Source organism: Caulobacter sp. X, from assembly GCF_002742635.1.
GTDB lineage: Bacteria > Pseudomonadota > Alphaproteobacteria > Caulobacterales > Caulobacteraceae > Caulobacter.
On record NZ_PEGF01000002.1, the window covers coordinates 799,956 to 824,156 of the forward strand.

General features: G+C 69.8%; 27 protein-coding genes. 12 read left to right on the top strand and 15 right to left on the bottom strand.

Annotated elements, in window-relative coordinates:
• Nucleotides 1–263: 263 nt before the first annotated feature.
• Nucleotides 264–2,648 carry a PAS domain-containing sensor histidine kinase gene (locus CSW60_RS16015; protein WP_099538305.1) on the bottom strand — a complete coding sequence of 795 codons (2,385 nt, stop codon included), beginning with the start codon at nucleotides 2,646–2,648 and terminating at the stop codon, nucleotides 264–266.
• Nucleotides 2,649–2,721: 73 nt separating this feature from the next.
• Between CSW60_RS16015 and CSW60_RS16020 the strand changes: the two genes are divergently transcribed.
• Complete coding sequence (locus CSW60_RS16020; protein WP_201723074.1) at nucleotides 2,722–3,201, top strand: Dps family protein; 480 nt, start codon at nucleotides 2,722–2,724, stop codon at nucleotides 3,199–3,201.
• A 15-nt stretch (nucleotides 3,202–3,216) separates the two neighbouring features.
• A complete protein-coding gene (locus tag CSW60_RS16025) occupies nucleotides 3,217–4,452 on the top strand; it encodes a cell wall hydrolase (protein ID WP_099538307.1) in 1,236 nt (411 codons plus the stop codon).
• Nucleotides 4,453–4,588: 136 nt separating this feature from the next.
• Here the strand turns inward: CSW60_RS16025 and trxB are convergent, their stop codons facing one another.
• Nucleotides 4,589–5,596 carry a thioredoxin-disulfide reductase gene (trxB, locus tag CSW60_RS16035; RefSeq protein ID WP_099538308.1) on the bottom strand — a complete coding sequence of 336 codons (1,008 nt, stop codon included), beginning with the start codon at nucleotides 5,594–5,596 and terminating at the stop codon, nucleotides 4,589–4,591.
• Between the two features lie 147 nt (nucleotides 5,597–5,743).
• Here trxB and CSW60_RS16040 point away from each other — a divergent pair, with 147 nt between their 5' ends.
• Nucleotides 5,744–5,953: a hypothetical protein gene (locus tag CSW60_RS16040; protein ID WP_099538309.1), complete on the top strand. Its 210-nt coding sequence runs from the start codon at nucleotides 5,744–5,746 to the stop codon at nucleotides 5,951–5,953.
• 75 nt (nucleotides 5,954–6,028) lie between these two features.
• Nucleotides 6,029–7,081 carry a pseudaminic acid synthase gene (gene pseI, locus CSW60_RS16045; protein WP_099538310.1) on the top strand — a complete coding sequence of 351 codons (1,053 nt, stop codon included), beginning with the start codon at nucleotides 6,029–6,031 and terminating at the stop codon, nucleotides 7,079–7,081.
• Here the strand turns inward: pseI and CSW60_RS16050 are convergent.
• The 5 genes from CSW60_RS16050 to CSW60_RS16070 all read right to left on the bottom strand — a co-directional run bounded on the left by CSW60_RS16050 (nucleotide 7,078) and on the right by CSW60_RS16070 (nucleotide 11,762).
• Nucleotides 7,078–7,392, bottom strand: a complete 315-nt coding sequence (locus CSW60_RS16050; RefSeq protein ID WP_099538311.1) for a HigA family addiction module antitoxin — start codon at nucleotides 7,390–7,392, stop codon at nucleotides 7,078–7,080. The two genes, pseI and CSW60_RS16050, sit on opposite strands and share 4 nt — an antisense overlap.
• Nucleotides 7,393–7,424: 32 nt before the next feature.
• Nucleotides 7,425–7,712, bottom strand: coding sequence for a type II toxin-antitoxin system RelE/ParE family toxin (locus CSW60_RS16055; protein WP_099538312.1), 288 nt, complete (start codon nucleotides 7,710–7,712; stop codon nucleotides 7,425–7,427).
• An 85-nt stretch (nucleotides 7,713–7,797) separates the two neighbouring features.
• Nucleotides 7,798–8,796, bottom strand: coding sequence for a UDP-2,4-diacetamido-2,4,6-trideoxy-beta-L-altropyranose hydrolase (gene pseG, locus CSW60_RS16060; RefSeq protein ID WP_099538313.1), 999 nt, complete (start codon nucleotides 8,794–8,796; stop codon nucleotides 7,798–7,800).
• Nucleotides 8,793–9,506 carry a cytidylyltransferase domain-containing protein gene (locus CSW60_RS16065; RefSeq protein WP_099538314.1) on the bottom strand — a complete coding sequence of 238 codons (714 nt, stop codon included), beginning with the start codon at nucleotides 9,504–9,506 and terminating at the stop codon, nucleotides 8,793–8,795. Before CSW60_RS16065 ends, pseG begins: the two co-directional genes overlap by 4 nt.
• A gap of 42 nt (nucleotides 9,507–9,548) precedes the next feature.
• A complete protein-coding gene (locus CSW60_RS16070; RefSeq protein ID WP_201723106.1) occupies nucleotides 9,549–11,762 on the bottom strand; it encodes a methyl-accepting chemotaxis protein in 2,214 nt (737 codons plus the stop codon).
• 96 nt (nucleotides 11,763–11,858) lie between these two features.
• On the opposite strand from CSW60_RS16070, the gene CSW60_RS16075 reads away from it, so the two are divergent.
• From CSW60_RS16075 to CSW60_RS16100, 6 genes are all read left to right on the top strand, one after another.
• Nucleotides 11,859–12,521: a glutathione S-transferase family protein gene (locus CSW60_RS16075; protein WP_099538316.1), complete on the top strand. Its 663-nt coding sequence runs from the start codon at nucleotides 11,859–11,861 to the stop codon at nucleotides 12,519–12,521.
• 90 nt (nucleotides 12,522–12,611) lie between these two features.
• Nucleotides 12,612–13,031 carry a VOC family protein gene (locus CSW60_RS16080; RefSeq protein ID WP_099538317.1) on the top strand — a complete coding sequence of 140 codons (420 nt, stop codon included), beginning with the start codon at nucleotides 12,612–12,614 and terminating at the stop codon, nucleotides 13,029–13,031.
• Nucleotides 13,032–13,161: 130 nt separating this feature from the next.
• The gene (locus tag CSW60_RS16085) at nucleotides 13,162–13,530 is read left to right on the top strand and encodes a hypothetical protein (protein WP_099538318.1); all 369 of its coding nucleotides are present in this window, start codon (nucleotides 13,162–13,164) and stop codon (nucleotides 13,528–13,530) included.
• Entirely contained in the window at nucleotides 13,527–15,137 is a 1,611-nt protein-coding gene (locus CSW60_RS16090; RefSeq protein ID WP_099538319.1) for a methyl-accepting chemotaxis protein, read from the top strand. The genes CSW60_RS16085 and CSW60_RS16090 overlap by 4 nt, the downstream gene beginning before the upstream one ends.
• 279 nt (nucleotides 15,138–15,416) lie before the next feature.
• Nucleotides 15,417–15,890, top strand: a complete 474-nt coding sequence (gene greA / locus CSW60_RS16095; RefSeq protein ID WP_066680888.1) for a transcription elongation factor GreA — start codon at nucleotides 15,417–15,419, stop codon at nucleotides 15,888–15,890.
• A 105-nt stretch (nucleotides 15,891–15,995) separates the two neighbouring features.
• Complete coding sequence (locus CSW60_RS16100) at nucleotides 15,996–17,087, top strand: mitochondrial fission ELM1 family protein (protein WP_236634300.1); 1,092 nt, start codon at nucleotides 15,996–15,998, stop codon at nucleotides 17,085–17,087.
• 122 nt (nucleotides 17,088–17,209) lie between these two features.
• Here CSW60_RS16100 and CSW60_RS16105 read toward each other — a convergent pair whose 3' ends face one another.
• The 4 genes from CSW60_RS16105 to CSW60_RS16120 form a co-directional block, all read right to left on the bottom strand.
• A complete protein-coding gene (locus tag CSW60_RS16105; protein ID WP_099538320.1) occupies nucleotides 17,210–18,304 on the bottom strand; it encodes an HPP family protein in 1,095 nt (364 codons plus the stop codon).
• A 72-nt stretch (nucleotides 18,305–18,376) separates the two neighbouring features.
• A complete protein-coding gene (locus CSW60_RS16110) occupies nucleotides 18,377–18,823 on the bottom strand; it encodes a hypothetical protein (protein WP_099538321.1) in 447 nt (148 codons plus the stop codon).
• A 168-nt stretch (nucleotides 18,824–18,991) separates the two neighbouring features.
• Nucleotides 18,992–19,879: a kinase gene (locus CSW60_RS16115; protein ID WP_099538322.1), complete on the bottom strand. Its 888-nt coding sequence runs from the start codon at nucleotides 19,877–19,879 to the stop codon at nucleotides 18,992–18,994.
• Complete coding sequence (locus CSW60_RS16120) at nucleotides 19,879–21,546, bottom strand: HWE histidine kinase domain-containing protein (protein WP_099538323.1); 1,668 nt, start codon at nucleotides 21,544–21,546, stop codon at nucleotides 19,879–19,881. Before CSW60_RS16120 ends, CSW60_RS16115 begins: the two co-directional genes overlap by 1 nt.
• A gap of 169 nt (nucleotides 21,547–21,715) precedes the next feature.
• Here CSW60_RS16120 and pgsA point away from each other — a divergent pair, with 169 nt between their 5' ends.
• Nucleotides 21,716–22,333 (top strand): CDP-diacylglycerol--glycerol-3-phosphate 3-phosphatidyltransferase, encoded by a 618-nt coding sequence (gene pgsA / locus CSW60_RS16125; RefSeq protein ID WP_099538324.1) that lies wholly within the window; start codon nucleotides 21,716–21,718, stop codon nucleotides 22,331–22,333.
• A gap of 8 nt (nucleotides 22,334–22,341) precedes the next feature.
• On the opposite strand, the gene CSW60_RS16130 is transcribed toward pgsA, so the two are convergent.
• The gene (locus tag CSW60_RS16130) at nucleotides 22,342–22,521 is read right to left on the bottom strand and encodes a hypothetical protein (RefSeq protein ID WP_099538325.1); all 180 of its coding nucleotides are present in this window, start codon (nucleotides 22,519–22,521) and stop codon (nucleotides 22,342–22,344) included.
• Between the two features lie 281 nt (nucleotides 22,522–22,802).
• On the opposite strand from CSW60_RS16130, the gene CSW60_RS16135 reads away from it, so the two are divergent.
• Entirely contained in the window at nucleotides 22,803–23,012 is a 210-nt protein-coding gene (locus tag CSW60_RS16135; protein WP_066682838.1) for a cold-shock protein, read from the top strand.
• Between the two features lie 135 nt (nucleotides 23,013–23,147).
• On the opposite strand, the gene CSW60_RS16140 is transcribed toward CSW60_RS16135, so the two are convergent.
• From CSW60_RS16140 to CSW60_RS23705, 3 genes are all read right to left on the bottom strand, one after another.
• Nucleotides 23,148–23,354, bottom strand: coding sequence for a hypothetical protein (locus CSW60_RS16140; RefSeq protein WP_099538326.1), 207 nt, complete (start codon nucleotides 23,352–23,354; stop codon nucleotides 23,148–23,150).
• A 68-nt stretch (nucleotides 23,355–23,422) separates the two neighbouring features.
• Complete coding sequence (locus CSW60_RS16145) at nucleotides 23,423–23,713, bottom strand: hypothetical protein (protein ID WP_099538327.1); 291 nt, start codon at nucleotides 23,711–23,713, stop codon at nucleotides 23,423–23,425.
• A 276-nt stretch (nucleotides 23,714–23,989) separates the two neighbouring features.
• Nucleotides 23,990–24,160 (bottom strand): hypothetical protein, encoded by a 171-nt coding sequence (locus CSW60_RS23705; protein ID WP_201723075.1) that lies wholly within the window; start codon nucleotides 24,158–24,160, stop codon nucleotides 23,990–23,992.
• Nucleotides 24,161–24,201 lie beyond the last annotated feature (41 nt).

Consider the following 24,201-nt stretch of genomic DNA (forward strand, 5'->3'; position numbering starts at 1 on the left):
CCTTCTTCGCGGCCTTGTGGCCGTCGTTTGGGAGACGCGAGGAGCTAGCGGGGCGCGCGCGATTCGTCTCGCGCCAAGGCCCCGTGCTCGAACACGCCCGCGCTCTTAGGCCGCTTCCATGTCAGTTCAGTGAAGGTTTACTTACTTGGCTTCGCGCTCCGACCTCCCCGGCATTCGCCGGAGAGGTCGGACTTCATGGCTTCTTCCCCGCCAGATTCACCGTCACCGCCGCCCGCACCAGCGCCTTGAACGCCGCCTCGTCGTCAATTGGCCCGCGCCTGCGCCAAGGCCTGCGCCAGGGTTTCCAGCGAGAACGGCTTGGAGATGAACGGCCAGTCGCCGGCGCGGGCGCGGCTCTGGTCGCCGCCGACATAGCCCGAGCACAGCACGACCGGCAGGCCGGGACGCGAGGCGGCCAGTTGTTCGGCCAGGTCCACGCCGCTCTTGCCGCCGGGCATGATCACGTCGGTCAGCACCAGCTCGATCGTCGGGTCCGTGTCCAGCCGCGAGAGCGCCTCCTCGACCCCGCCGGCCCGGACGACCGTGTGGCCCAGGTCGCTGAGCATCGCCTCGATCAATTCGGCCACCTGCGGATCGTCCTCGACCAGCAGGATGCGCGAGGGGGTCTGGGCGCGGATATGGTCGATCTGCTGGGCCTGATCGCGCGGCGTATCCGCCGCGACCACCGGCAGAAGCAAGGAGACGGTCGAGCCTTGGCCGACCACGCTCTCGATCTCGACCGAGCCGCCGCTCTGCCGCGCGAAGCCATAGACCTGCGACAGGCCAAGCCCCGTGCCCTCGCCGGGCGGCTTGGTGGTGAAGAAGGGTTCGACCGCGCGCGCGATGGTGGCCGCGTCCATGCCCGAGCCGGTGTCTTGCACCGAGACCTTCAGATAGGCGCCGGGCTCCAGCTCGCCGCGCGGCGCGCTGATCGTCACCGCGCCGGACTCGATGGTCACCGAGCCGCCGGGCGCGGTGGCGTCGCGGGCGTTGACGACCAGGTTGAGCAGCGCCGCCTCGAACTGGCCGGCGTCGATGCGGGCCGAGCGCACGCCGGCGCCTAGCCGCAACTTGAAGCCATAGGCGTCGCCCAGGGCGCGCTTCAGCAGCTCCTCGCTCTCGGCGATCAGGCGGTCGACGCGGCGCACCTCGGGCTTCAGCGGCTGGCGGCGGGCGAAGGCCAGGAGGTGCTGGGTCAGCTTCTCGCCGCGCTTGGCCGCCGCCAGGGCCGCGCCGATCATCCGCTCGCGGCGGCGTTCGTCGTCGGGGTGACGCGCGACGACGTCGAGCGCGCCGATCACCACGGTCAGCAGGTTGTTGAAGTCGTGGGCCACCCCGCCGGTCAGCTGGCCGATGGCTTCCAGCTTCTGGGCCTGCAGCAACTGGGCCTGGGCGGCGTCGCGCTCGGCCACGGCCGCCGCCGCCCGCTCGCTGAGCAGCTCGTTGATGTTGGTCAGGTTCTCCTCGGCCCGCTTGGCGTCGGTGATGTCGAAGGCGATGCCGGAGAAGCCCGAGAAGGCGCCGCCGGAGTCCAGACGCGGCTGCGAGAACGACTTCAGCCAGCGCCATTCTCCGTCGGCGCGCCGATAGCGGCCCTCCAGGCTGAACGGCTTCAGCGAGGCCTCGCCCTCGATCTGGGCCTTCAGTATGCCCGGCAGATCGTCGGGGTGCAGGCGCGAGCGCCAGTCCAGGGTCAGGGCCTCGTCATAGGAGAGGCCGGCGAAGTCGACATAGGCCTGGTTGACGAACTCGCGCGCGCCGCCCACGCGGGTGGTCCACATCAGGGCCGGAGCGCTATCGGCCAGGCTGCGGAAACGCGCCTCGCTCTCGCGCACCCGCTCCTCGGCGCGGCGGCGGTTGGTGACATCGAAGTTCAGCCCGATCATCCGGATCGGCTTGCCGGTCTCGTCGCGGACGACCTCGCCGCGGCCGTGGACCCAGCGCTCGCCCTGGCTGGTGTCGGCCAAGCGGTACTCGACCTCGTACTCGCTCGCGCCGGCCAGGGCCGCCATCACGCGCTCGCGGGCCATCTCCTGGTCATCGGGGTGGACGTATTTGGCCATGTCGGCCAGGCGGATCGGTCCTTCCATCGGGGCGCCGATGTTCCGCCGGGCGGCGGGCGAGAAGTAAAGCTCGCCGGTTTCGGCGTTGAACTCCCAGGGGCCGACGCCGGCGGCGGTCTGGGTCACCCGCAGGCGGGCCTCGGCCTCGGCCAGGTCCTTCTTGACCTTGGCCAGGCCCCGGATGGCCCCGCGCAGGCCCTCGGCGATGCCGACCACCATCACCGCGCACAGCAGGTAGATGACCATGGTGGCCAGCTCGTCCTCGGACAGCGGCACGCCCTCGCGGCCGCCCCACAGCCACCAGCCGAAGGCCGCGCCGGCCAGCGTCGGGACCAGGCCCCAGCGCCAGCCGGCGTACAGGGTCACCATCATCACGGCGGGGAAGAACGGCTGTGTCGCGCCGACGCCGCCGTGCAGGCCCAGCAGGGCGACGCGGATCAGCACGGCCATGCCGATCCCGATCAACGCCGCCAGCGCGCAAAGCGGCGCCGGTGGTGGAACCGGAGGGATCAGCCATGCGCTAATCAGGCCGTGAATGCGTCCTTGCTCGTCAGAGACAAGGGACGGGGCGTCTTTGTTCTCCATCTTCGTCCCAGCAAAGATGTCTTGCGCGAAAGATGGGCACGCTTACCTAAGACAAGCAACACGGGAGATCACGATGGCCGATGCTCTGAACACCGGACTGAGCGCCAAACAACGCTCCGATATCGCCGCGGCGCTGAACAAGGTGCTGGCCGACAGCTATGCGCTCTATCTCAAGACGCACGGCTATCACTGGAACGTCCGTGGTCCGAACTTCCAATCGCTGCACGTGCTCTTGGAAGGCCAATACACCGAGGAGTGGACGGCCCTGGACGCCATCGCCGAGCGCATCCGCGCCCTGGGCGAGCTGGCCCCGCAGGGCTACGCGGCCTTTGGCAACCTCTCGAGCATCAAGGACGGCAATCCCGAGAACGACTGGGAGGCCATGCTGAAAGAGCTGCTGGCCGACAACGAGACGGTGATCCGCACCCTGCGCGACAGCTTCCCAGTCGCCGAGGACGCCGGCGACGAAGCCACGGCCGACCTCTTCACCCAGCGCCTGCAGGCGCACGAGAAGCACGCCTGGATGCTTCGCTCGACCCTCGGCGGCAAGTAGCCGCCAGAGGGCGGGGTGGGGACCCTGGACGCCGTTTCAATCCGCAAGGCCGCCGCGACCGTGCTGGTCGTCGGCGGCCTTTGCGCGTGCTCGACCACGACCTACTACGTCGCCGCCGGCGAGGGCCGCGAGGCGGGGCTCTTCCGGGTGACGGGCAGCTTCAGCGACAAGGGCTTGGCCCGCTATGTCGCCGACTATGACCCGGCCATGCTGGCACTGGCCCAGCGCCACGACCCGCGTCGGCACAAGGATTATTGGGGTCGCGTCGAGGGCTGGGAGGTCATCGACCTGAAGGCCATTCCGCGCCTGGGCGATCGCGAGCCCGACTTCGACGAGGCGCGGATCATCAACGCCCTGCGCCCCGCCGTTCCCGACGGCCTGGAGCCGGCCAAGCCGTTCGTGCTGACCGGCTCGGCCGACGCGCGGGCCAAGGCGCTGAAGTGCCTGACCCAGGCGGTCTATTACGAGGCGGGCTTCGAGCCGGGCGAGGGCCAGATGGCGGTGGCCCAGACGGTGATCAACCGGATGAGGCATCCGGGCTATCCGAAGTCGATCTGCGGCGTGATCTACGAGGGCGCGGCGCGGGCGACCGGCTGCCAGTTCAGCTTCGCCTGCGACGGCTCGTTGGCGCGCGAGCCGGTTCCGGCGATCTGGGCCAACGCCGAGGCCGTGGCCAAGCGCGCCTTGAAGGGCTTCGTGTTCAAGCCGGTGGGCACGGCCACCCACTATCACGCCGACTATGTGGCGCCGTACTGGGCGCCGACCCTGGTCAAGCTGAAGCAGTTTGGCCAGCACATCTTCTATCGCTGGACGGGGCCGTCCGGGACGCTGGCGGCGTTCCGGGGGCGCTATTCCGGCAATGAGACCGTCTCGGCCGACATCCTGTACGCCGCCGACCCGCGCACTCTGGAGGCCGCCCCGCCCGAGGTGCTGGCCGCCCAAGCCGTCCCGGCGCCGCCGGCCGCGACCGGGGCCGTGGCCCAGATGCTGGGGGTCTCGAACCTGGTGCTGCCGGGCGCGACCCTGGTCACCGTGCCCGACGCCAACGCGCCGAACGGCGAGCGGGTGATGGCCCAGGGCGTGGTCGCCGGCCGCCGCATCCCGACCGCCGAGGAGATCGCCAAGATCAACAAGGCGCTTGAGGGGGTGACCGAGCCCGCGCCGCCTGCGGTGTCGGCGCCGCCCGCGCCGCCCCCTCCGCCGCCCAAGCCCAAGCCTCGGCCGCCGAGTTTGCTCAATCCGTTGAACTGATCTTCGAGATGCTCCCCCGCGATGCGGGGGAGCTGTCGCGGAGCGACTGAGGGGGCGAGCTGGACGCCCGCCGTGTTAGCCCCCTCCGGCCCTCTGGGCCACCTCCCCCGCGCGCGGGGGAGGAACTAGCGCGCCCTCACCAAACCCCGATCTTGTTCGCCTCGGCGTGGCTGATCGGGTGGTGGGCCTTCTTATGGTCTTCCTCGGCCAGGAAGCGGACGGCTTCCAGGGCGGCCATGCAGCCCATGCCGGCGGCGGTGACGGCCTGGCGGTAGACGTCGTCGGTGACGTCGCCGGCGGCGTAGACGCCCTTGATCGCGGTCGAGGCCGTGCCCGGCTTGACCTTCAGATAGCCGCCGGGACCGGTGTCCAGCTGGCCGGCGAACAGCTCCGAGGACGGTGCGTGGCCGATGGCGATGAAGACGCCGTCGCAGGAAAGCTCGGTGGTCGCGCCGGTCTTGACGTTCTTCAGGCGCACGCCCGTCACGCCCATCGGGTCGGTCTGGCCGGTCACCTCGTCGATGACGCTGTCCCAGACCACCTCGATCTTCGGATGGGCCAAGAGGCGCTCCTGCAGGATCTTCTCGGCGCGCAGCTCGTCCTTGCGGTGGACCAGGGTCACCTTGCTGGCGAAGCTGGTCAGGAACAGCGCTTCCTCGACGGCCGTGTTGCCGCCGCCGACCACCACGACTTCCTTGTTGCGATAGAAGAAGCCGTCGCAGGTGGCGCAGGCGCTGACGCCAAAGCCCTGGAACTTGGCCTCGCTCTCCAGGCCCAGCCACTTGGCCTGGGCGCCGGTGGCGATGATGATCGTCTCGGCGATCCAGTCCTGGCCGCTGTCGGTCTTGACCGTGAACGGGCGCTTGGACAGGTCCACCGAGGTCACGATATCGTTGACCAGCTCGGTGCCGACGTGCTCGGCCTGGGCGCGCATCTGGTCCATCAGCCACGGGCCCTGGATCACGTCGGCGAAGCCCGGATAGTTCTCGACGTCGGTCGTGATGGTCAGCTGGCCGCCGGGCTGGATGCCGGCGATCAGCACGGGCTTGAGCAGGGCGCGCGCGGCGTAGATGGCGGCGGTGTAGCCGGCGGGACCCGATCCGATGATCAGGCAGCGGGTTTGGCGGGGAGCGGTCGTGGACATGGCGGATATCTAGGCGCGATTCCGCCTCCGCGCCAGATTACGCCCGCCTCAGCGCGATCATGTCACGGTCAAGGTCCGTAGACATACTCATGTTTTTAGTGTGGACTTCCTCATCAGTGGCGACAAAAGCCACCGGAGGAAAAACTCATGAAGCTCGGAGTCATGCTGGGCGTGGGTCTGGTCATCCTGTTCGTCGGGGTGGCCAATTTCTGGATCGGCGACGTCAAGCTGGGCTTGGCGCTGATCGCCATCTTCGCCGCCCTGGCCGGGGTGTCCGCCCTCGTCGGCAAGCGCGAATACGAGGAACGCCGCAGCCGCCGGCCGCCTCTGCGCGATTACGAGCCGCACCTGGAGTAGGGACGTCCGCGATTGACGGCTCGTCCACCTTTGGCGGGTTAAGCTGACGGCAACCACGTTTCCGGGTGATCCGTCATGTCCGCCCCCTTCATCGAGATCGCCGGTCGCCGCATCGGCGCCGACTATTCGCCGTATGTGATCTGCGAGCTGTCGGGCAATCACAACGGCAGCCTCGACCGCTGCCTGGAGATGGTCGACGCGGCGGCCGACACCGGCTGCGACGCGATCAAGATCCAGACCTACACCGCCGACACCATCACGCTGGACATCGACCGGCCCGAGTTCAAGATCCACGGCGGGCTGTGGGACGGGCGCACGCTCTATGAGCTCTATCAAGAGGCCCAGACGCCGTTCGAATGGCACGCGGCCATCTTCGAGCGCGCCAAGAAGCGCGGGGTGACGATCTTCTCCAGCCCGTTCGACGAGACCGCCGTCGACCTGCTGGACGACCTCGGCGCGCCGGCCTTCAAGATCGCTTCGTTCGAGGCCGTCGACCTGCCGCTGATCAAATACGCCGCGTCCAAGGGCAAGCCGCTGATCATCTCGACCGGCATGGCGAACCTCGAGGAGATGAAGACCGCCCGCGACACGGCCCTGGCCGCCGGCGCGGCGGGCGTGCTGCTGCTGCATTGCGTGTCCAGCTATCCGGCCACGTTCGCCGACGCCAATGTGCGGACCGTGCCGGACATGGCCGCGCGCTTCGGCTGTCCGATCGGCCTGTCGGACCACACGCCCGGCACGGCCGCCTCGGTGGCGGCGGTCACCCTGGGCGCCTGCTGCGTCGAAAAGCACTTCACCCTGGCACGCGCCGACGGCGGACCGGATGCGGCCTTCAGCCTGGAGCCGGCCGAGTTCAAGGCCCTGGTCGAGGACACCAAGAACGCCTGGGCCGCCCTCGGCGTCGCCCACTACGACGTGCTGGGCGCCGAGCGCGCCAACCTGCAGTTCCGCCGCTCGCTCTATGTCACCGCCGACGTCAAGGCGGGCGAGATCCTGAGCCGCGCCAACATCCGCTCCGTCCGTCCGGGTTCTGGCCTGCCGCCGGGCGATCTCGACAAGGTGCTGGGTCGGCCGGCGACCCGAGACATCACGCGCGGCGAGCCGCTGGACTGGTCGATGGTGGGTTAGGCGGCGAAAGGCTCGATGCTGGCGATGTCCGGCGCGACGCCCCGCTTGGCCATTTCCAGGTCGTAGCGGTTTTGCAGGTTGAGCCAGAACTGCGCGCTGGCGCCGAACAGTCGCTCCAGGCGCAGCGCCGTGTCGATCGTCACCGGGGTCTGGCCGCGGACCAGCTTCTCGATCCGAGGGCGGGCGATGTGCAGCCGCGCGGCGACGCGGCCGGGCGTCAGGCCGTGGGGCTTCAGGAACTCTTCCAGCAGGATCTCGCCCGGATGAACCGGGGCGAGGGGATCGTTGTCTGAGGCGATGCTGGGGGCCATCGCTTTAGTCTCCTCGGGAGCGCTGGCGACGCTCAATGATAGTCCACGAACTCCACTTCGGCCGGGCCAGCTTCGGTCCAGACGAAGACCAGCCGGAACTGATCGTTCACCCGGATCGAATGTTGACCTCTCCGATCGCCGGACAAGGCTTCGAGCCGATTGCCTGGCGGGGTGCGAAGGTCGTTCAACACGACGGCGGCTTCCAGCATCTCCAACTTGCGTTTGGCCACCCGCAGCAGGTCCGAAGGAAAGCCCTTTCCCGGCGCGGTCCCGTCAAGAATGGCCTGCGCGCGCGGGTCCTTGAAGCTCTGGATCGCCATCGCCGTCTCCAAGGTGATTTGTGTCGCAACGCGATACGCCTGTCAAGGCGCTGTGTCGCGATACGATACGTCCCTTCGCTGGCGCCTAGGAGCGCTTTCGCGCGGCCACGATCTCCAGAAACGCCGCCGCGACCCGCTCGGCGCCCAGGCCGTCGCAGACCTTGGCGCTCGCGGTCGACAGGGCCGCGCGGCGGTCGGCGTTGTCCAGCAGGTCCGAGACCTCCCGCGCGAAGACCGTCTCGAAGTCCGGCGCGGCGACGTCGAGGCAGGGCGCGACGCCGGCCGCCGCCAGGGCGCGCGCGGCGGGCGCCTGGTTGTCGGCCAGGATCAGCGCCAGGGTCGGCAGGGCCAGCACGCAGCGCTCCCAGGTGGTCGAGCCGCCGGCGCCGACGGCGAGGTCGGCCTCCAGCGTGAGTTGCGGCATGTCCTGGGCGTCGACGTGGAGGACGAGGCGGGGGTCCCGCCGGGCCAGGGCGCGCAGGGCGGGCAGGCTGGGCGCCGCGCCGCCGACCACCACGTCCAGCGCCGCCTCGCCGATCAGAGGCCGCAGCAGTCCGACGACCCGCTCGGTGATCCCGCCAACGTCCGTCAGGCCCAGCGACACCAGGATGCGTCGCACGGGCGTCCGCTGGGCCCGCCGCGCCAGGGCCTTCTCGCGCAGCGCCGCGAAAGCCGGACGGACCGGCGCATAGGACGGGCCCAGCAGCAGGCGCGCGTGAGCGGGGACCAGGCCCGCATAGTCCTGGGCCTTCCGCGCCAGTCCGGAGTCCAACACCAGGTCGGAGGCCAGCGGCCGGTCGGCGAGGTCGTCGATGACGAGCGTGGGGCGGCCCTTGGCCAGGGCGCGATGGTCCTCGGCGCTCAGGCCGTAATGGTCGAACACCACGGCGTCGAAGCCCGCGTCATCCTCTGCCCGCGCCATGTCCGGCGCGAAAGCGTTCAGCACCGCGGCGACCTCGGGGCCGGCCAGGAACCCGCAGGTCGCGCCGCCTTGCGCGAGCGCCCGCGCCAGGGTCAGGGACCGCATCACGTGGCCGCCGCCGACGCTGGGGCCCGCCGCGCAGACGAACAGGATGCGGCTCATACCCGCCGGTCGCCCCCGTACTCCTGCAGGTCCGGCCGGTCGCGGACGAAGGCCCGCACGTCGTCCGAGGTGAAGGCGCGGTTCTTCGGATAGAGCGCGTCATAGGCCGTGGCGACAAAGGCGTAGTCGTCGGGGCGGTCGACGGTCCAGCGCACCGCGCCCTGGTCGGGATGACAGGCCAGGAAAACCTGCCGCCAGCGCTCGGGCTGGGTGCGCAGGTCCCAGGTGACGTGCTCGCGCGCCTCGGGGCTGGCGACCTTGGCCGCCTCGCGCAGGGCCGAGGCCCGCATCACCTCGACGTCCGTGCCCTTGGGCCAGGCGCGGCCCTCGGCGACGTTGTTGGCGTAGTCGGCGTCGCTGGACAGATAGAGCTCGATCGTGGCGTCGATCAGGTCGGGATCAGCCAGCGGACAGTCGGCGGTCAGCCGCACCAGGTGCTCGGCCGGATGGGCGTCCAGCGCGCCCAGGAACCGCTCCTGCACGTCGTACAGCGAGCCCCGGAATACCGGAATTCCCTCGCGCAGCACGGCCTTTTCGATGGCGTCGTCCTCGCGGTTCTCGGAGGTGGCGACGACCAGCTTGTCGATCTTGCGGGACCGGGCCACGCGCTCGATCTGCCGCACGATCATCGGCTGGCGCACGAGCGGCATCAGCACCTTGCCCGGCAGGCGGGTGGAGCTCATGCGGGCCTGGAGGATGGCGACGATCATGGGCGGATGATGGGGGCTCTCGCGCGGAAACGCCAGCGGGCCTTAGGCCGCCCGTCGCAGGTTGGCGCGCCCCAGGCGGAACCGCCCCACCAGATCCATCAGCCGCGCGCCCTGGTTGGCGAGCGCCTGGTCGGCGGCGCGGGCGCTCTCGACCATGGCCAGGTTCTGCTGGGTGAAGCGCTCGATCTCGGCGACCTCGGCGTTGACGGTCGAGAGGTCCTGGGCCTGCTCGCGCACCGACGAGGCGATCCGCGTGGCGGCCGCGTCGATGCCGGCCATCTGGCCCGCGACGCCGTGCAGGGCCGCGCCGGTCTTCTCGACCAGGGCCACGCCCGCCTGGACGCTGGCGTCCGACTGGCTGATCAGCGACTTGATCTGCTTTGCCGAGTCCGCCGAGCGCTGGGCGAGCGCCCGCACTTCCTGGGCGACGACGGCGAAGCCGCGACCGGCCTCGCCCGCGCGGGCGGCCTCGACGCCGGCGTTCAGCGCCAGGAGATTGGTCTGGAAGGCGATCTCGTCGATCAGGCCGACGATGTCGCCGATGCGGCGCGAGGAGGCGTCGATCTCGCCCATGGTCTGGGCGGCCTCGGTGACCACGGCGCCGCCGTCGTCGGCCTCGCTGCGGGCCGAGGCGACCAGGCGGCGGGTCTCGTCGGCGCCGCCGGCGACCTCGCCCATGGCGCCGGTCACCGCGTTCAGCGAGCCGGCCGCGCGCTCCAGGCCCTGGGCCTGGCGTTCGGTGCGCCGGGCCAGCTCGCCCGAGGCGTTGGAGAGGGTGTCGCTGGCCGCGCCGATGGCGTCGGCGGCCTCGGCGATCTCGCCGATCGCCTGCTCCAGGCTGGCGACGGCCTTGTTGAAGTCCTGGCGCAGCGGCTCGTAGACCTCGGCGAACGGGCCGGCGATGCGGCGCGACAGGTCGCCCTCGGCCACGGCGGCCAGGGCCGCGCCGACCTCGCGGACAACGCCGGTCTGTTCGTCGATCGAGAGCGAGAGGGCCGTGGCGCGGTCGCGGTCGGCGTCGGCGGCGCGGCGCAGGGCGTCCTGCTCGTCGCGCAGGGCCTGGGCGCGAGCCAGTTCGCTGCGCAGGGTCTCCAGGGCCCGGGCGATCGAGCCGATCTCGTCGGCGCGGGCGGTCTCGGCCACGGGCAGGTCGTAGCGGTTCTCGGCCAGGCCCTTCACCGTCTCGCGCAGGGTCAGCAGCGGGCGGGCGATCAGCCGGCGCGAGGCCACGGCCAGCACGGCCAGCGAGGCCAGGAGCAGCACGAGGCCGCCGACGGCCAGGCCCAGGGCTAGGCGACGGGCGGGGGCCAGCAGGGCGTCCTCGCTGACGTCGGCCACAACGGCCCAGGTCGCGCCCGAGGCCAGGCGCACCGGCGCCACCAGGCGCTGGGCCTTGCGGCCCTTCAGCTTGACGCCGTCGATCAGCGCCGGCTTGCCATCGGCCATGGCTTGCTTGACGACGTCGAGGCCAGGATCGGCGTAGGCCTTCATGCGCAGGGCCGCGTCGGGGTGCGAGACCCACAGGCCGCCGGGCGAGACCAGCATGGCGCGGCCGTCGTCGAACGGCTTCAGGGCGTTCAGGCGCGCGGCGATGTCGTCCAGCGCCAGGTCCGCGCCCATCACGCCGACCGTTTTGCCGCCCGCGATCACCGGATAGGTGATCGAGGTCATCAGGACCTGTTTCTGCTGGCCGCCGTCGGCGACGTTGTCGGAATAGGGCTCCAGGATCGCCGGGCGGCCGCTCTGGAAGCTCGTGGTGAAGAAGGCCTCGGAGAATTCGGCGTCTTCGCCCTGTTCGGCGCTCAGGCTCTGACCGTCGCGCACCCAGTAGCCGATGAAGCGGCCCGACGGAGTCGAGCCCAGCTCGGCGCGGCCCGCGAAGGCGGCGTCGTCGCCCAGGGCGTTCGGCTCGAACATCAGCCAGCCGCCCAGCATCGCCTTGGACGCCGCCGAGATCGGCTTGAGCTGAGCCATATAGGCGGCGCGGTCGCGCTGGCCCGAGGCGTAGGAGGCCGAGAACATGCCGGCCGCCGCGCGCACCACGGCGTCGGCGTCGTCCAGGTCGTTCTTGACGCTCATGGCCGTCTCGGCCGTCATGCTGGCGGCGTAGCGTTCGGCGAGACCGCGGACGGCCTGACCGCTGCTGACGCTGATCAGGAGCGAGGCCACGATCAGCAGGGCCCCCAAGGCCGCGCCGCCCGCCGCCATAAGCTTCCCGGCAAGCGAAAGCCGCTTGAACGCTCCGGTCATCCCAATCCCCCCAACTCTACTGGGGCGACACAAGACTTGGTAAACCTTGCCGAACGTTGAACGGCTGATCATTAATTAGGCATAGAATGGGAGAAGCGCTGCATGATCGTCGTCCATCACCTGAACAATTCTCGCAGCCAGCGGGTCCTGTGGCTGCTCGAGGAGCTGGGCGTCTCCTACGAGGTCAAGCGCTATGAGCGCGACGCGAAGACCATGCTGGCCCCGCCGGAGCTGAAGGCCGTCCATCCGCTAGGCAAGTCGCCGGTGATCACCGACGGCGACGCCGTGATCGCCGAGACGGGCGCGATCATCGAATACATCGTCGGGGTCTATGGCGGGGGAAAGCTCATCCCCGCGTCGGGGACTCCCGAACGCCTGCGCTATACCTATTGGCTGCATTACGCCGAGGGCTCGGCCATGACGCCGCTGCTGCTGAAGCTGGTGTTCTCGGCCCTGCCCAACCGCGCGCCGGGACTGATGAAGCCGATCGTCCGCTCGATCGCCGCCAAGGCCCAGGCCAGCTTTATCGATCCGCAGCTCAAGACCCATATCGATTACTGGGAGGCGGAGCTTTCGAAGTCGCCCTGGTTCGCCGGGCCGGCGTTCACCGCCGCCGACATCGCCATGAGCTTTCCGCTGGAGGCCGGCGCCGACCGGGCGGACGCGGCCAGCCGTCCGCACGTGAAGGCGTTCCTCGAAAAGATCCACGCGCGCCCCGCCTACCAGCGGGCTCTGGAGCGCGGCGGACCGTACGCCTACGCCTGAGGGAAAGGCTGCTGACAGGTCTGGGCGTCGCCCATGAAAGCGTCTTGGTCCTACGCTAACCTGGCGGAAATCAAAGACGGAGGACGCGCCATGAAGATCGTCACCAGCCTCAGCTTCCAGGGGCAGTGCCGCCAGGCCTTCGAATTCTACGCGAAGGTGCTGGGCGGCGAGATCACCGGCGCCTTCCCATACGGCGAAGGCCCGCCAGGCGGTCCGCCGATGAACCCGGCCTACAAGGACTGGCTGATGCACGCCTGGCTGCAGGTCGGCGACCAGGCGATCATGGGCGCGGACATGCCGCCCGAATTCGCGCCCAATATCGAAAAGCCCAAGAACGGCTTCGACGTGACCTACCACACCGCCGATCCCGCCGAGGCCCGTCGCGTGTTCGACGCGCTCTCGGAAGGCGGCAAGGTCGGCATGCCCTTCGGCGAGACCTTCTGGTCGCCCGGCTACGGCAGTCTGACCGACAAGTTCGGTATCCCGTGGATGGTCAACACCACGCCCTAAAATGGGTAGGCCTGCCTGCGACCAAGCGTCGCCGGGGCGTTAAAGTTAAGGCTTAGCGAACCAACGCTCGGGCAATCGTGGCCTAAGCGTCCGGACTTGTCCGTCCGGAGCGTTGAGGAGCGCGTTCGCCTTGATTTTGGCCCCGACGACAGAGCCCGTTGAGCAGAGGCGCCGGTTCTCGGCCGCCGGCTCGATCGCCCTGGGCGTCGCCGGGGTGCTGCTGAGCCTGTTCGCGGCCGTCGCGGTGGAGGCTCAGCCCCGGACTCCGGATCGCCTGGCGGCGGTGTTCCCGCCCTGGTGGTCGACGGCGCGGGTCTTCGGCGCGGCGGGCGAGGCCGGCGATATCGCCGGCGCCGGCGGCGTATCGTTCATCGTCATCCTGCGCGGCGATCCCGCCCGGCTCTCCGCGCGAGCGCGCGAAGCCGGCGCCCTTCTCCTGCTCGATCCGGCCCTGGCCGGGGTGTGCGCTCGCCCGATCTCTTCGGAAGCCAATCCATGAAAGCTCCCTTCAAGCTGGTCTTCTCCAATCTGGAGGCGCAACGCGAGGTCGGCGGCAAGCTGATCGCGCTGTTGGCCTGGGCGATGGTTCCCGTGCTGCTGGGCGCGCGCCTGCTGGTCCATGGGCCCGTGGCGGCGGTGGCCGCGGCGGCGATCGTGACCGCCGGCGCCGCGACCCTGGCCTGGCGCAAGGGCAAGGGCTCGGCCGGTCGCGCGCTGGTCGGGGTGGCCCTGATGGCGCAGGTCTCGCTGCTGGTCGCGGCGCTGAGCGGTCACGCCTGGCAGACCGACATGCACATGGCCTATTTCGCCGCCCTGGCGCTGCTGGTCGTCTATTGCGACTGGGTGGTGATCGCCGCCGCCGCCGCGACCGTGGCCGTGCATCACCTGGGCCTGACCTATCTCCTGCCGCAGGCGGTGTTCCCCGGCTCGGCCAGCCTGGGCCGGGTGATCGTCCACGCCGTGATCCTGATCGTCGAGGCCAGCGCCCTGATCGCCGTTAGCGCCAGCGTCAACCACATGTTCGCCGTGGCCGGCGGCGAGCGCGCCAAGGCCAAGGAGGCCCTCGACGAGGCGCGCGCGGCCCAGGACGCCGCCGAAGGGGCCCGCCGCTCCGAGGAAGAAAGCCGCCTCAGCCACGCCGAGGCGCACAAGCAGGCCGAAGCGCAACGCGACGCGGCCATCGCCGCCCTGGGTCAGGCGCTGTCGCACCTGGCGCGCGGCGACCTGACCGCGCGGCTGCACACCAAGTTCGCCGAGGCCTACGAGGCCCTGCGCTCGGACTACAACACCGCCGCCGACCGGCTGGCTGACACCCTGACGGTGATCGAAGGCCGGGTCGACGGGGTTCGCGCGGGCTCGGACCAGATCGCTGACGCCGTTCAGTCCCTGGCGCGCCGCACCGAGCGTCAGGCCGCCAGCCTGCAGGAAACCGCCTCGACCATGGACGACATCACCGCCACGGTCGGCCAGACGGCCTCGGGCGCCAAGCGCGCCGCCGACGTCGTGGCGCGCACCCGCAACGACGCCGAGCGCTCGAGCGAGGTGGTCGAGCAGACGGTCGCGGCCATGACCGCCATCGAACGCTCGTCGCAGGAAATCACCAACATCATCAGCGTGATCGACGAGATCGCCTTCCAGACCAATCTCCTGGCCCTGAACGCGGGCGTCGAGGCCGCCCGGGCCGGGGAGAGCGGCAAGGGGTTCGCCGTGGTCGCCCAGGAAGTCCGCGCCCTGGCCCAACGCTCGGCCGAGGCCGCCAAGGAGATCAAGCAACTGATTTCGACCTCGACCGGCCAGGTCGAGACCGGCGTGGGCCTGGTGGCCCGCACGGGCGAGGCGCTGCAGCGCATGGTGTCCCAGATCTCGGAGATCGACGCCCTGGTCTCGGAAATCGCCGGTTCGGCCCAGGCCCAGGCCCAGGGCCTGGCCCAGGTCAACACCGCCGTCGCCCAGATGGACCAGGTGCTGCAGGAGAACGCCGGCATGGTCGAGGAGACCTCCGAGGCGACCCAGACCCTGAACGCCGACGCGGCCCTGCTGGCGGAGCTGGTCGATCAGTTCGACCTGCCCCACGGCCCGCCGACCATCGAGCGGCTGCGGGCCTAAGGCGGCGCGCCCGCGCTAAACGCCCGCCGGCGCCCGGATCGAACCCGCCGGAACCGAAGTCGCCGGCGCCGCGTTAGGGCGCATCAACCCTAGGCTCCCGGAATGAATCTGGGCCCCGGCGTTCGCCGGGGAGGTCGGATTGAGCTGGAGACCCAAGCTTGACCTCAAGCTGGGCCCCCCTTGCTTATCCAGAACCGGGCGCCTATCCTCCCAGCCCCCGGTCACGAGCGCCCGCGACCGGAAGTCTTTCCTCCCAAGGCGTCCGAGCTAAAATCCGCAATGGAAAAAGTGCCGATGACCGTCGGGGGTTATCAGACCCTCGACGAAGAACTGAAGCGTTTGAAGACCATCGAACGACCGGCGGTGATCGCCGCGATCGCCGAGGCGCGCTCGCACGGCGATCTTTCGGAAAACGCCGAGTATCACGCCGCCAAGGAGCGTCAGGGCTGGATCGAAGGCCAGATCGCCGAGATCGAGGACAAGATCGCCCGCGCCCAGGTCATCGACGTGTCCAAACTCTCGGGCAAGCAGGTCAAGTTCGGCGCCACCGTCTCGGTGATCGACGAGGACACCGAGGAAGAGGCGCGCTACCAGATCGTGGGCGACCACGAGGCCGACGTGAAGTCGGGCCGCATCTCGCTGTCCTCGCCGCTGTCGCGCGCGATGATCGGCAAGGAAGTCGGCGAGGTGGTCGAGGTCAACACGCCCGGCGGCGTGAAGGCCTACGAGATCACCAAGGTCGAGTGGCTGTAAGGCGGCTCGCCTTAGCTAAGCCACAAGTCTGATCGAACTAGACAAGGCCGTTCCAGGCGTTCGCCAGGACACGGCCTTGTTTCGTTTTGCGTTTGGGGTGACGACGTGACCGAAGCGCCGAAGCGTCCGCTCAAGGTCTGGGCCGTGTCCGACGGCCGCGCCGGCATCGAGGCCCAGGTCGTGGGCCTGGCCGACGCCCTCTCGCGCCTGGTCCCCTGCGAGGTCACGGTCAAGCGCGTGGGTTGGAAGGGCCGCACGGGCCGGCTGCCCTGGTGGCTGAATCTCTTTCCGCGCCGCTGGCTGACGCCGGAGAGCGACATCCCCGGACCCAAGGACGCCGAGGCCTGGCCCGACGTCTGGCTGGCCGCCGGCCGCGCCACCCTGCCCCTGTCGATCCGCGCCAAGCGCTGGTCGGGCGGCAAGACCTATGTCGTGCAGGTGCAGGATCCGCGCGTGCCGACCACCATGTTCGACCTGGTGATCCCGCCCAAGCATGACCGCCTGACCGGCGACAACGTGCTGCCGATCACCGGCTCGCCGCACCGGGTGACGCCCGAGCGCCTGGCCGCCGAGGCCAAGGCCTTCAAGCGCCTGATCGATCCGCTGCCGCGCCCGCGCGTGGCCGTGCTGATCGGCGGCAAGTCCAAGGCCTTTGATCTTTCCAGCGAGCGCGCCGCCCAGATCGCCCACGCCATCCAGATCCCGCTGGAGCAGGAGGGCGGCTCGCTGATGATGACCTTCTCGCGCCGCACGCCCGAGCCGGCCCGCGCCCTGATGACGGCGCGCCTGCGCCACCTGCCGGGCGTGATCTGGAACGGGGAGGGGCCCAACCCCTACTTCGCCTTCCTGGCGGCGGCCGACTACATCCTGGTCACCGAGGATTCGACCAACATGGCGACCGAGGCGGCCTCGACCGGCAAGCCGGTGTTCGTGTTGAAGATGGACGGCCATAGCCTGAAGTTCCGCCTGTTCCACGAAGAGCTGGAGCGCATGGGCGCTGCGCGGCCCTACGGCGGAGCTTTCCACGGCTGGACCTACGCGCCGGTCAACGAGACCGACCGCGCCGCGCGCGAGGTGCTGGCGCGGCTGGGGCTGGAGATTTCGGAAGGCAAGCCGAAGCGGAAGCAGCGCGTGAAGACCCCTCTCCCAACGGGAGAGGGCGGGGCCCAGCCCGACGAAGGCGGGATGGGAGGGTGAGGGGGCCGGCCGCTGGCCGGTAAGGTCCTCGATCCCAATCCCCTCCTGACAGGGTGAAATCCCTCACCCTCCCACCGCTTCGCGGCGGGCCCCGCCCTCTCCCCGTGGGAGAGGGTTTTTCTTTAGGCCGCCACCACGGCCTCGACGACGTGGGCGCGGTAGAGCGCCGCGATCAGGTCGGTCTGGGTGATCACGCCGATCAGCCGACGCTCGGCGTCGACGACCATGGCCTCGTGCGCGTGGCCGCTGGACAGGATCGGCAGCAGGGCGGTGATCGGCGTGTCCGTCGTCACCTTGCGGACCACCGGATCCAGCGCCGCCTCGACCGCGCGGCCCAGATTGGCCTGCAGCTCGGCGCGGCGGGCCATGCCGATCACGCGACCGGCCTCGTCCACCACCGGCGCGACGCGCAGCTCGTGCTCGCGCAGATGGGCGAGGGCGCTTTCGGCCGACTGGTCGCGCCGCAGCTTGATCACGTCGCGGGACATCACGTCGCCGCAGCGGATCTGGTTGTGTAGGCGCTGGGCGGCCGACAGCTCGACCTGGCGGAACAGGGCGTCGAGGTCCTCGCGGCTGACGTCCAGCAGCTCGCCATAGCGGGCCAGGGCCTGGTCGAGGTCGAGGGCGCTGAAGCCGACGCGCGCCGCGGGGGCGGGGTCCTTGGTGTGGTGCGGGCTGGCGGGCGCGACCGGCGCCCGGTGCGGATAGGCGTGGCCGGTCAGGCGTCCCCAGGCGATCCCCGCGCCGGTCAGCAGCAGGGAGTCCAGCGCCACCGGATTGAGGGCGAACAGATAGCCGGCCTTGGCGACGGCGGGACCGCCGATCACGCAGATCAGCGCCACGGCGCCGCCGGGCGGGTGCAGGCAGCCCAGCAGCATCATGGTCGCGATCGCCAGGCCCACGGCCAGCGGCGCGGCGATCAGAGGCTGCGGGATCAGCAGGGCGACGGTGATCCCGACCAGGGCCGAGACGATGTTGCCGCCCAGGACGGACCTCGGCTGGGCCAGGGGACTGGCCGGCACGGCGAAGACCAGCACCGCCGAGGCGCCGATCGGGGCGACCAGCAGCGGATGCAGCCAGTCTCCGCCGCCCACCGCCAGTCGCCCCAGAAGGCCGGCGACCAGCAACCCCAGCAGCGCGCCGCCGCCGCCGCGCAGGGCGTCGACCGGACGGATGGGCGTCTTGCCGCGAACGAGGGCGTGGAGGCGGGAGCTCATGGCCGCGCTCTTAGACCGCGCGGGCCGCCGGGTCTTTCCGTTTTTTGTACAGGCGGTTCAAGAAAAGGACGTCTACCCCTCCGATCTCCCCGGCGGATGCTCAAGCGCCGTGAGATCTGGCTCCACCCAGCCCCGTCGCGCCTCGACCGAGAACAGGCGCTCGCGCGACCAGTAGGTCAGCGGCCAGGCCTTGTCGCCCATCGGCGTCGCCAGCAGGCGCGCGACGGCCTCGGCGTCGTCCGTTCCCGGCGGCAGGGCGGCGACCAAGGCGCGGATGGCGGCCAGATAGGCCTGGGTGATGGTCTCGTGATAGCCGCTGGCGTCGTCGTTCACCCCGCCGACCGAGACGTTGTAGCTCTGGATGATCCCCGGCAGATCGCGCTCGAGCCCCGCGTCGCGGGTGCGGACGAGGCGCAGCGTGGCGGCCAGGTGCGCGGCGTGGGTCCAGCGATCCTTGGGCAAGGTGCGGGCGACCAGTCCCTCGGCGAGGGCGGCGATCTCTTGGGCGGTATAGGTCATGGAACGGTGTTAGCCGATGGCGGCATGTCGTGGCTAGAGCGCCCCCTCCGTCTCGCCGCCTCTGGCGTCGATCCACCTCCCCCGCTGCGCGGGGGAGGAGGGGAGCTTCCTCCTCACCCGTGAAACGGGGGAGGTGGCGCGCGGCGAAGCCGCGTGACGGAGGGGGCGCTAAGCCAGAGCTTCTCGCGGCCGCCTTCGCTCATCCAACCTCACCACCACATCCGCCAGCCCCGGCAAATCCTCGCCGATCCATCGCGTCAGGCGCTCGTAGTGGGCGACGAAGCGGTCGAGGGCGGCGTCGTCCATCGCCAGTCCGGGATCGCGGCCCTCGGCGGCGAGGCGGGCGCGCAGGCGGGCCTCCTGCTGGCCGCGCCAGGCGCGAACGACGGCGAAGTCCGGGGCGGTCAGCAGCACCAGCCGGTCGAACCGCGCGAACAGCGCCGCGTAGGCGCCGGCGAGGGCCGCGTTGGCGAAGCCGCGCCAGGCGCCGTCCGGGTCCTCGTCGCGCTCCAGGGCGTTGACCGGCGCGGTCAGCCTCGCCGCCGGCTGCGGCCGCGCGCCGACGCACCAGCCTTCCAGCAGCACGACATCGACCGGTCCCTCGATACGCGGCCAAGTCGCCTCCGGCGCGCGGTCGTCGGCGGCCTTGTCGAAGCGGGGGAGGGCGATGGTTTCCCGCCGTCCCAGGGCCTCCAGCACAGCCAGCCCCAGCGCCGGATCGTGCGTGCCGGGAACGCCGCGCGTCGCCAGCAGCGGATGGACCTCGCGGGCCAGCCCGGCGCGCTGGGCCTTGGTCAGGTAGAGGTCGTCGATCGACAGCGTCGCGACCTTCAGGCCCCGCGCCGCCAGCAGTCGCGCGACCAGGGCGGCCAGGGTCGACTTGCCCGAGCCCTGCGGCCCGCAGATCCCGACGACGAGGGGCGAGCGGCCTTCGCCAGCCCAGGCCGCCATCCGCGCCGCCAGCGGCCGGTGCAGGCGGTTCGCCAGATCCGCGAAGCTGTCGGGCAGGCCTTCGCCCTGGATGAAGGCGGCGACGAGGTCGGCCTCGCTCGTCATCAGTACGGATTGGCCCAGCGCACCGTCTCGGGCAGCGGCAGGCTGGCCTCGAACACCAGGCCCTCGGCGCGGAAGTCGAAACGGGCGTGGCCTTTCTGCTCGCGCCGGATCGAGCTCTCGATCAGCCGGGTGCCAAAGCCCCGGGTCTTGGGCGGCGTGACCGGCGGGCCGCCGACGTCGCGCCAGGTGAAGGCGAGGTTGCCGGTCACCGGATCGAGCCGCCAGGAGACCTCGACCGCGCCGCCGGGAACCGACAACGCCCCGTACTTGGCGCTGTTGGTCGCCAGCTCGTGGAACACCATCGACAGGCCGACGGCGGTGTGCGGGGCGAGGGCGACGGCGGGACCTTCGCGGCGAACCCGGCCGACGTGCGCGCCCAGGGCCTTCTGGACCAGCTGGTCCATGTCGGCCTCGCGCCAGCCGGTCTTGGTCAGGAGATCGTGGGCGCCGGACAGGGCGATCAGCCGCTCGGTGAAGACCTCCACCGGCGCGCCGTCGGTCTTCAGGAAGGTCTGGCGGGCCAGGGCCTGGACGGTGGCCAGGGTGTTCTTCACCCGGTGGTTCAGCTCGTTGATCATCACGACCTGCCGCTCCTCGCGGGCCGTCAGCTCGCGGGAAGCCTCGCGCAGGGCCGAGTGGACGGCGGCGATCTCTTCCAGGCTGTCCGGATCCGAAGGCGGCAGGGTCTCGCCGCGCCCGATCGCGGCGGCGTCGCTGACCAGCCGCCGCATCTCGCCATTGATCCGGCGAGCGTAGATCAGCGACAGCGTGATGCCCAGGACCAGCAGCGCCAGGAACACCGCGCCGGCCAGGACGACCGAGCGGTTGACCGTGCTGGCAAGGTCGTCGCGCGGGATCGCCACCACCAGGGTCCAACCGGTCTGGGGCGAGCGGGTGTAGGCGACCATGGTCGGCACGCCTTCCAGGGACTTGCTCTTGTTCACGCCCTCGGTCGAGTGGCGCAGGTTCTCCTCCATGTCCTTGGAGGCCAGGGCGCCAGTGAACTTCTCGTTCAGCCGCGAGCGGGCGATGACCCGGCGGTTGTTGTCCAGCAGGGTGGCGACCCAGCGGTCGGGCACGCGCTGCTGGCGGAACACCGAGGCGAACGAGGCCGACTCCACGACATAGGACAGGACATAGGGCTGACCCTTGACCAGGATCGGCGTGGCGACCGTGATCACCGGCTTGCCGGCCACCTTGCCTTGCCGCAGGTCGGAAATCTTGCTGCGCCCCGCCAGCAGGGCGCTGGTTAGCTCATTGGCGCGCGGCGAGATCGGCAGGGGCGCGCCATACGGCTTCAGCGTATTGAGGATCTGCTGCCCGTGGAGGTCGGACACCACGATCCAGCCGGGACGGCGCTGGACGACGCGCTGGGCGCGGCGGTGGAAGTCTTCCCAGTCGCCGTTGATCAGGGCTTGGTCGCTGGCCAGGGTCTCGACCACGGCGACGCCGACGGCGGCCTGGCGATCGACGGCGCCCGACAGCGCCCGCGCGGTGGTGACCAGTTGCTGATAGAGCTGTCCGCGAGACTCGCGATCCGCGCCCGCGAGCAGCAGCACCATGGAAACGATGGCCGGGATCAGCAGGCTGACCGTCAGGAGCACCAGCCGCCCGCGCACCGTGCTAGCGCGGCGGCCGCCCAAATCGCCGCGATCCTGGTCCGTCATTCGTCGGCGCGCCCGCCTCGGCGAGGGCCCAGCATCGCCCTCATGACTTGTATATCGAAGCGAGTCGCGGACGGCGTCTTAAAAATCGCTGTTTTTCCCGAGCCTCGCCGGGCGGCGACGCACAGCGGAACCGTATCGCGGTCACGGGTTTGTGGGTTATGAGACGCCCATGAAGTCCTTGCCCAACATCCTCACCAGCTCGCGCCTCGTGATGGCGCTGTTCATGTTCGTGGCCCTGGCGGCGGCGGCCGGCGCGGTGCCGTGGGTCAGCGATCAGCTAACGGCCGACGCCCAGCTGCGGCTGGAGCGCTGGGCGTTCTACGCCTTCGTGATCGCGGCGGTGACCGACTTCTTCGACGGCTGGCTGGCGCGCAAGCTGGACGCGGTCAGCGTCTGGGGCGCGATCCTCGACCCGATCGGCGATAAGATCCTGGTCTGCGGCGCCCTGCTGGGCCTGATGGCGCTGGGGCCCAATCCGCTGGTCGTGCTGCCGGCGGGCCTGATCCTGTTCCGCGAGTTCACGGTCAGCGCCTTGCGCGAGGTCGGCGCCGGCAGGGGCGTCAAACTGCCGGTGACCCTGCTGGCCAAGTGGAAGACGACCCTGCAGCTGGTCTCGATCGGCGCCGAGATGGTCCTGGCCTCGTGGGGCGCGTTCGGTCTGCCGCAAGAGCCGTCGATGATCGGCGGCTTCACGCTGGTCGCCCACGGCCTGCTGTGGCTGGCGACCCTGGTGACCCTGATCACCGGCGCCCAGTACTGGGAAGCGGCGCGCAAGGCGCTGGCTTAGGCCGAGCGTTAGCGCCCCCCGCGCCCGACCGAGCGACGGCGCGAGGCCTCGCGTTCCAGGGGGGTGATCACCTCGGCGACGGCGCGGCGCTGCTCGGGCGTGCCGGTGACATCCAGGCGGCGGGCGTTGGCGAGCAGGGCTTTCAGTTCAGCGTCGCGGAGCGTGGGGATCTTTTCGAGAAGGGTCATGGAAAGCTCCTTGTTCGACGCCGGAAAAATCGACGCATCCCCATGAAAACGCTTGAGGTCCAGCTTGGCTCCGCTGGCCTGACAAAGTCGTGCGAAAATATTTTTCTTGTTATTTCCTAGAAGTCCTCCAAGATAAGGCTATCGAATTCGCTGCCGCTCGGCCTGCTATTCCTTGCTCCGCGAGCCGGAGCGCCGGACGCGCCTTCCGAACTTCCAACGAAATTTGATCGTCGGCCGAGACGTTTTCGGTCGGCGAACACATGCCTACAAGGATACTCACCATGGCTACTGGAACCGTGAAGTGGTTCAATTCCGCCAAGGGTTTTGGCTTCATCCAGCCGGACAACGGCGGCCAGGACATCTTCGTCCACATCTCGGCCGTTGAACGCGCCGGCATGAACGGCCTGAACGAAGGCCAGAAGCTGTCGTACGAGCCGGAAGTCGACCGCCGCAGCGGCAAGACCTCGGCTGGTCAGCTGCAATCGGCTTAATCGCTGACGCTCTTCACGGACCTCCGGGTCCGTAACGGAACAGGCCGGCGCATGCGCCGGCCTGTTTTCGTTTGGGGGACTGTTTCGCTCGGCGGTCTAGCCGGCGCTCGCGCCGGCCAGCGCCTGTTCAAGGTCTCAGATCGCGAAGCCGTTTTCTCCCGACACGCGGATCTGGCAAGCGTGCCCCTGCTGCATGTGCTCGCGCGCCCGCTTGGCGGCGGAGGCCTTGGCGATGTCCTTTTCCACCGAGGCGCCGAAGAACACGCCGCCCTCCTCGGCGGCCCAGAGAGCGCCGCTGCGGCAGACGGTGATGATGATGCGTTCGAGGATGGGTTTGGCCATCGGGATCTCCTGAAGGTGATGGGGTGGCCGTGCGCGGTCGTTGACGCGCGGTGGAAGACGGGGCGAGGTCAGGGGCGGGGCGTGTCGTCCGCCGGACGGTCGCCATGGCGCTGTTCCAGATAGGCCAGCCCCTCGCGCGTCGGCAGCCATCCGCCGCGCCCGTGGCGGGCCAGGCCGAGGCTGGCCAGCTGCTGGACGTCGCGGATGTTCACCGCCTCCAGCTGGCCCGAGCGCGCCCGACGCTCAAGTTGGCGCAGAGTCCGCTGCGCCTCGACCGACAAGCCGCGCGGACCCAGGTCGTTCTCGTCGTTCGAAACGACCCTCAGTCCAGCGGGCGGCGTGTCATCGTGGTGGGTCATTCCCGCCCTTTCGATTGTCTTCGGAGACGGGCCGACAAGCTTGGATCGGCGTATTGCTAGCCAATGTGGCTCTGGATTGGCGAGATTTTCCGCCCGTTCGATCAGAAAACCACATCACCTCAACTATCGATGTTGAGCCGAAGGCCAAGGAATGTGCGTTGGTCCCTGACGTAATTTCTAGAGAACCATGCAGCATTTTGCCGCGAAATGACAGTTTAACGCGTCAGTCAGGTCATTTTTATTTTGGACGCGGATCGCGAAGGCTGGGGCGCCGGCCTATTCCGCCGCCAGCGGCCACGGCCGCTCCGGCGTCTCGTCCTCGACCACCTCGGGATCCGTCGGCCCGTGCAGCAGCCAAGCCAGGTCCTGCTCCAGCGCCACGCGCCGATCCCGCTCCGCGCGCATCATCGAGGCCAGCACGCTCACGCCCGTGGTTCGGTACACCATCGCCGACTCCTCTCAAGTGCTATTGAGAATGACTCGCAGAT

Bases quoted from the DNA above. Each gene is read 5' to 3' on its own strand.
- CSW60_RS16015 (WP_099538305.1), bottom strand. From the start codon at position 2,648: ATGGAGAACAAAGACGCCCCGTCCCTTGTCTCTGACGAGCAAGGACGC.
- CSW60_RS16020 (WP_201723074.1), top strand. From the start codon at position 2,722: ATGGCCGATGCTCTGAACACCGGACTGAGCGCCAAACAACGCTCCGAT.
- trxB (WP_099538308.1), bottom strand. From the start codon at position 5,596: ATGTCCACGACCGCTCCCCGCCAAACCCGCTGCCTGATCATCGGATCG.
- CSW60_RS16040 (WP_099538309.1), top strand. From the start codon at position 5,744: ATGAAGCTCGGAGTCATGCTGGGCGTGGGTCTGGTCATCCTGTTCGTC.
- pseI (WP_099538310.1), top strand. From the start codon at position 6,029: ATGTCCGCCCCCTTCATCGAGATCGCCGGTCGCCGCATCGGCGCCGAC.
- CSW60_RS16050 (WP_099538311.1), bottom strand. From the start codon at position 7,392: ATGGCCCCCAGCATCGCCTCAGACAACGATCCCCTCGCCCCGGTTCAT.
- CSW60_RS16055 (WP_099538312.1), bottom strand. From the start codon at position 7,712: ATGGCGATCCAGAGCTTCAAGGACCCGCGCGCGCAGGCCATTCTTGAC.
- pseG (WP_099538313.1), bottom strand. From the start codon at position 8,796: ATGAGCCGCATCCTGTTCGTCTGCGCGGCGGGCCCCAGCGTCGGCGGC.
- CSW60_RS16065 (WP_099538314.1), bottom strand. From the start codon at position 9,506: ATGATCGTCGCCATCCTCCAGGCCCGCATGAGCTCCACCCGCCTGCCG.
- CSW60_RS16075 (WP_099538316.1), top strand. From the start codon at position 11,859: ATGATCGTCGTCCATCACCTGAACAATTCTCGCAGCCAGCGGGTCCTG.
- CSW60_RS16080 (WP_099538317.1), top strand. From the start codon at position 12,612: ATGAAGATCGTCACCAGCCTCAGCTTCCAGGGGCAGTGCCGCCAGGCC.
- CSW60_RS16090 (WP_099538319.1), top strand. From the start codon at position 13,527: ATGAAAGCTCCCTTCAAGCTGGTCTTCTCCAATCTGGAGGCGCAACGC.
- greA (WP_066680888.1), top strand. From the start codon at position 15,417: ATGGAAAAAGTGCCGATGACCGTCGGGGGTTATCAGACCCTCGACGAA.
- CSW60_RS16105 (WP_099538320.1), bottom strand. From the start codon at position 18,304: ATGAGCTCCCGCCTCCACGCCCTCGTTCGCGGCAAGACGCCCATCCGT.
- CSW60_RS16110 (WP_099538321.1), bottom strand. From the start codon at position 18,823: ATGACCTATACCGCCCAAGAGATCGCCGCCCTCGCCGAGGGACTGGTC.
- CSW60_RS16115 (WP_099538322.1), bottom strand. From the start codon at position 19,879: ATGACGAGCGAGGCCGACCTCGTCGCCGCCTTCATCCAGGGCGAAGGC.
- CSW60_RS16120 (WP_099538323.1), bottom strand. From the start codon at position 21,546: ATGACGGACCAGGATCGCGGCGATTTGGGCGGCCGCCGCGCTAGCACG.
- pgsA (WP_099538324.1), top strand. From the start codon at position 21,716: ATGAAGTCCTTGCCCAACATCCTCACCAGCTCGCGCCTCGTGATGGCG.
- CSW60_RS16130 (WP_099538325.1), bottom strand. From the start codon at position 22,521: ATGACCCTTCTCGAAAAGATCCCCACGCTCCGCGACGCTGAACTGAAA.
- CSW60_RS16135 (WP_066682838.1), top strand. From the start codon at position 22,803: ATGGCTACTGGAACCGTGAAGTGGTTCAATTCCGCCAAGGGTTTTGGC.
- CSW60_RS16140 (WP_099538326.1), bottom strand. From the start codon at position 23,354: ATGGCCAAACCCATCCTCGAACGCATCATCATCACCGTCTGCCGCAGC.
- CSW60_RS16145 (WP_099538327.1), bottom strand. From the start codon at position 23,713: ATGACCCACCACGATGACACGCCGCCCGCTGGACTGAGGGTCGTTTCG.
- CSW60_RS23705 (WP_201723075.1), bottom strand. From the start codon at position 24,160: ATGGTGTACCGAACCACGGGCGTGAGCGTGCTGGCCTCGATGATGCGC.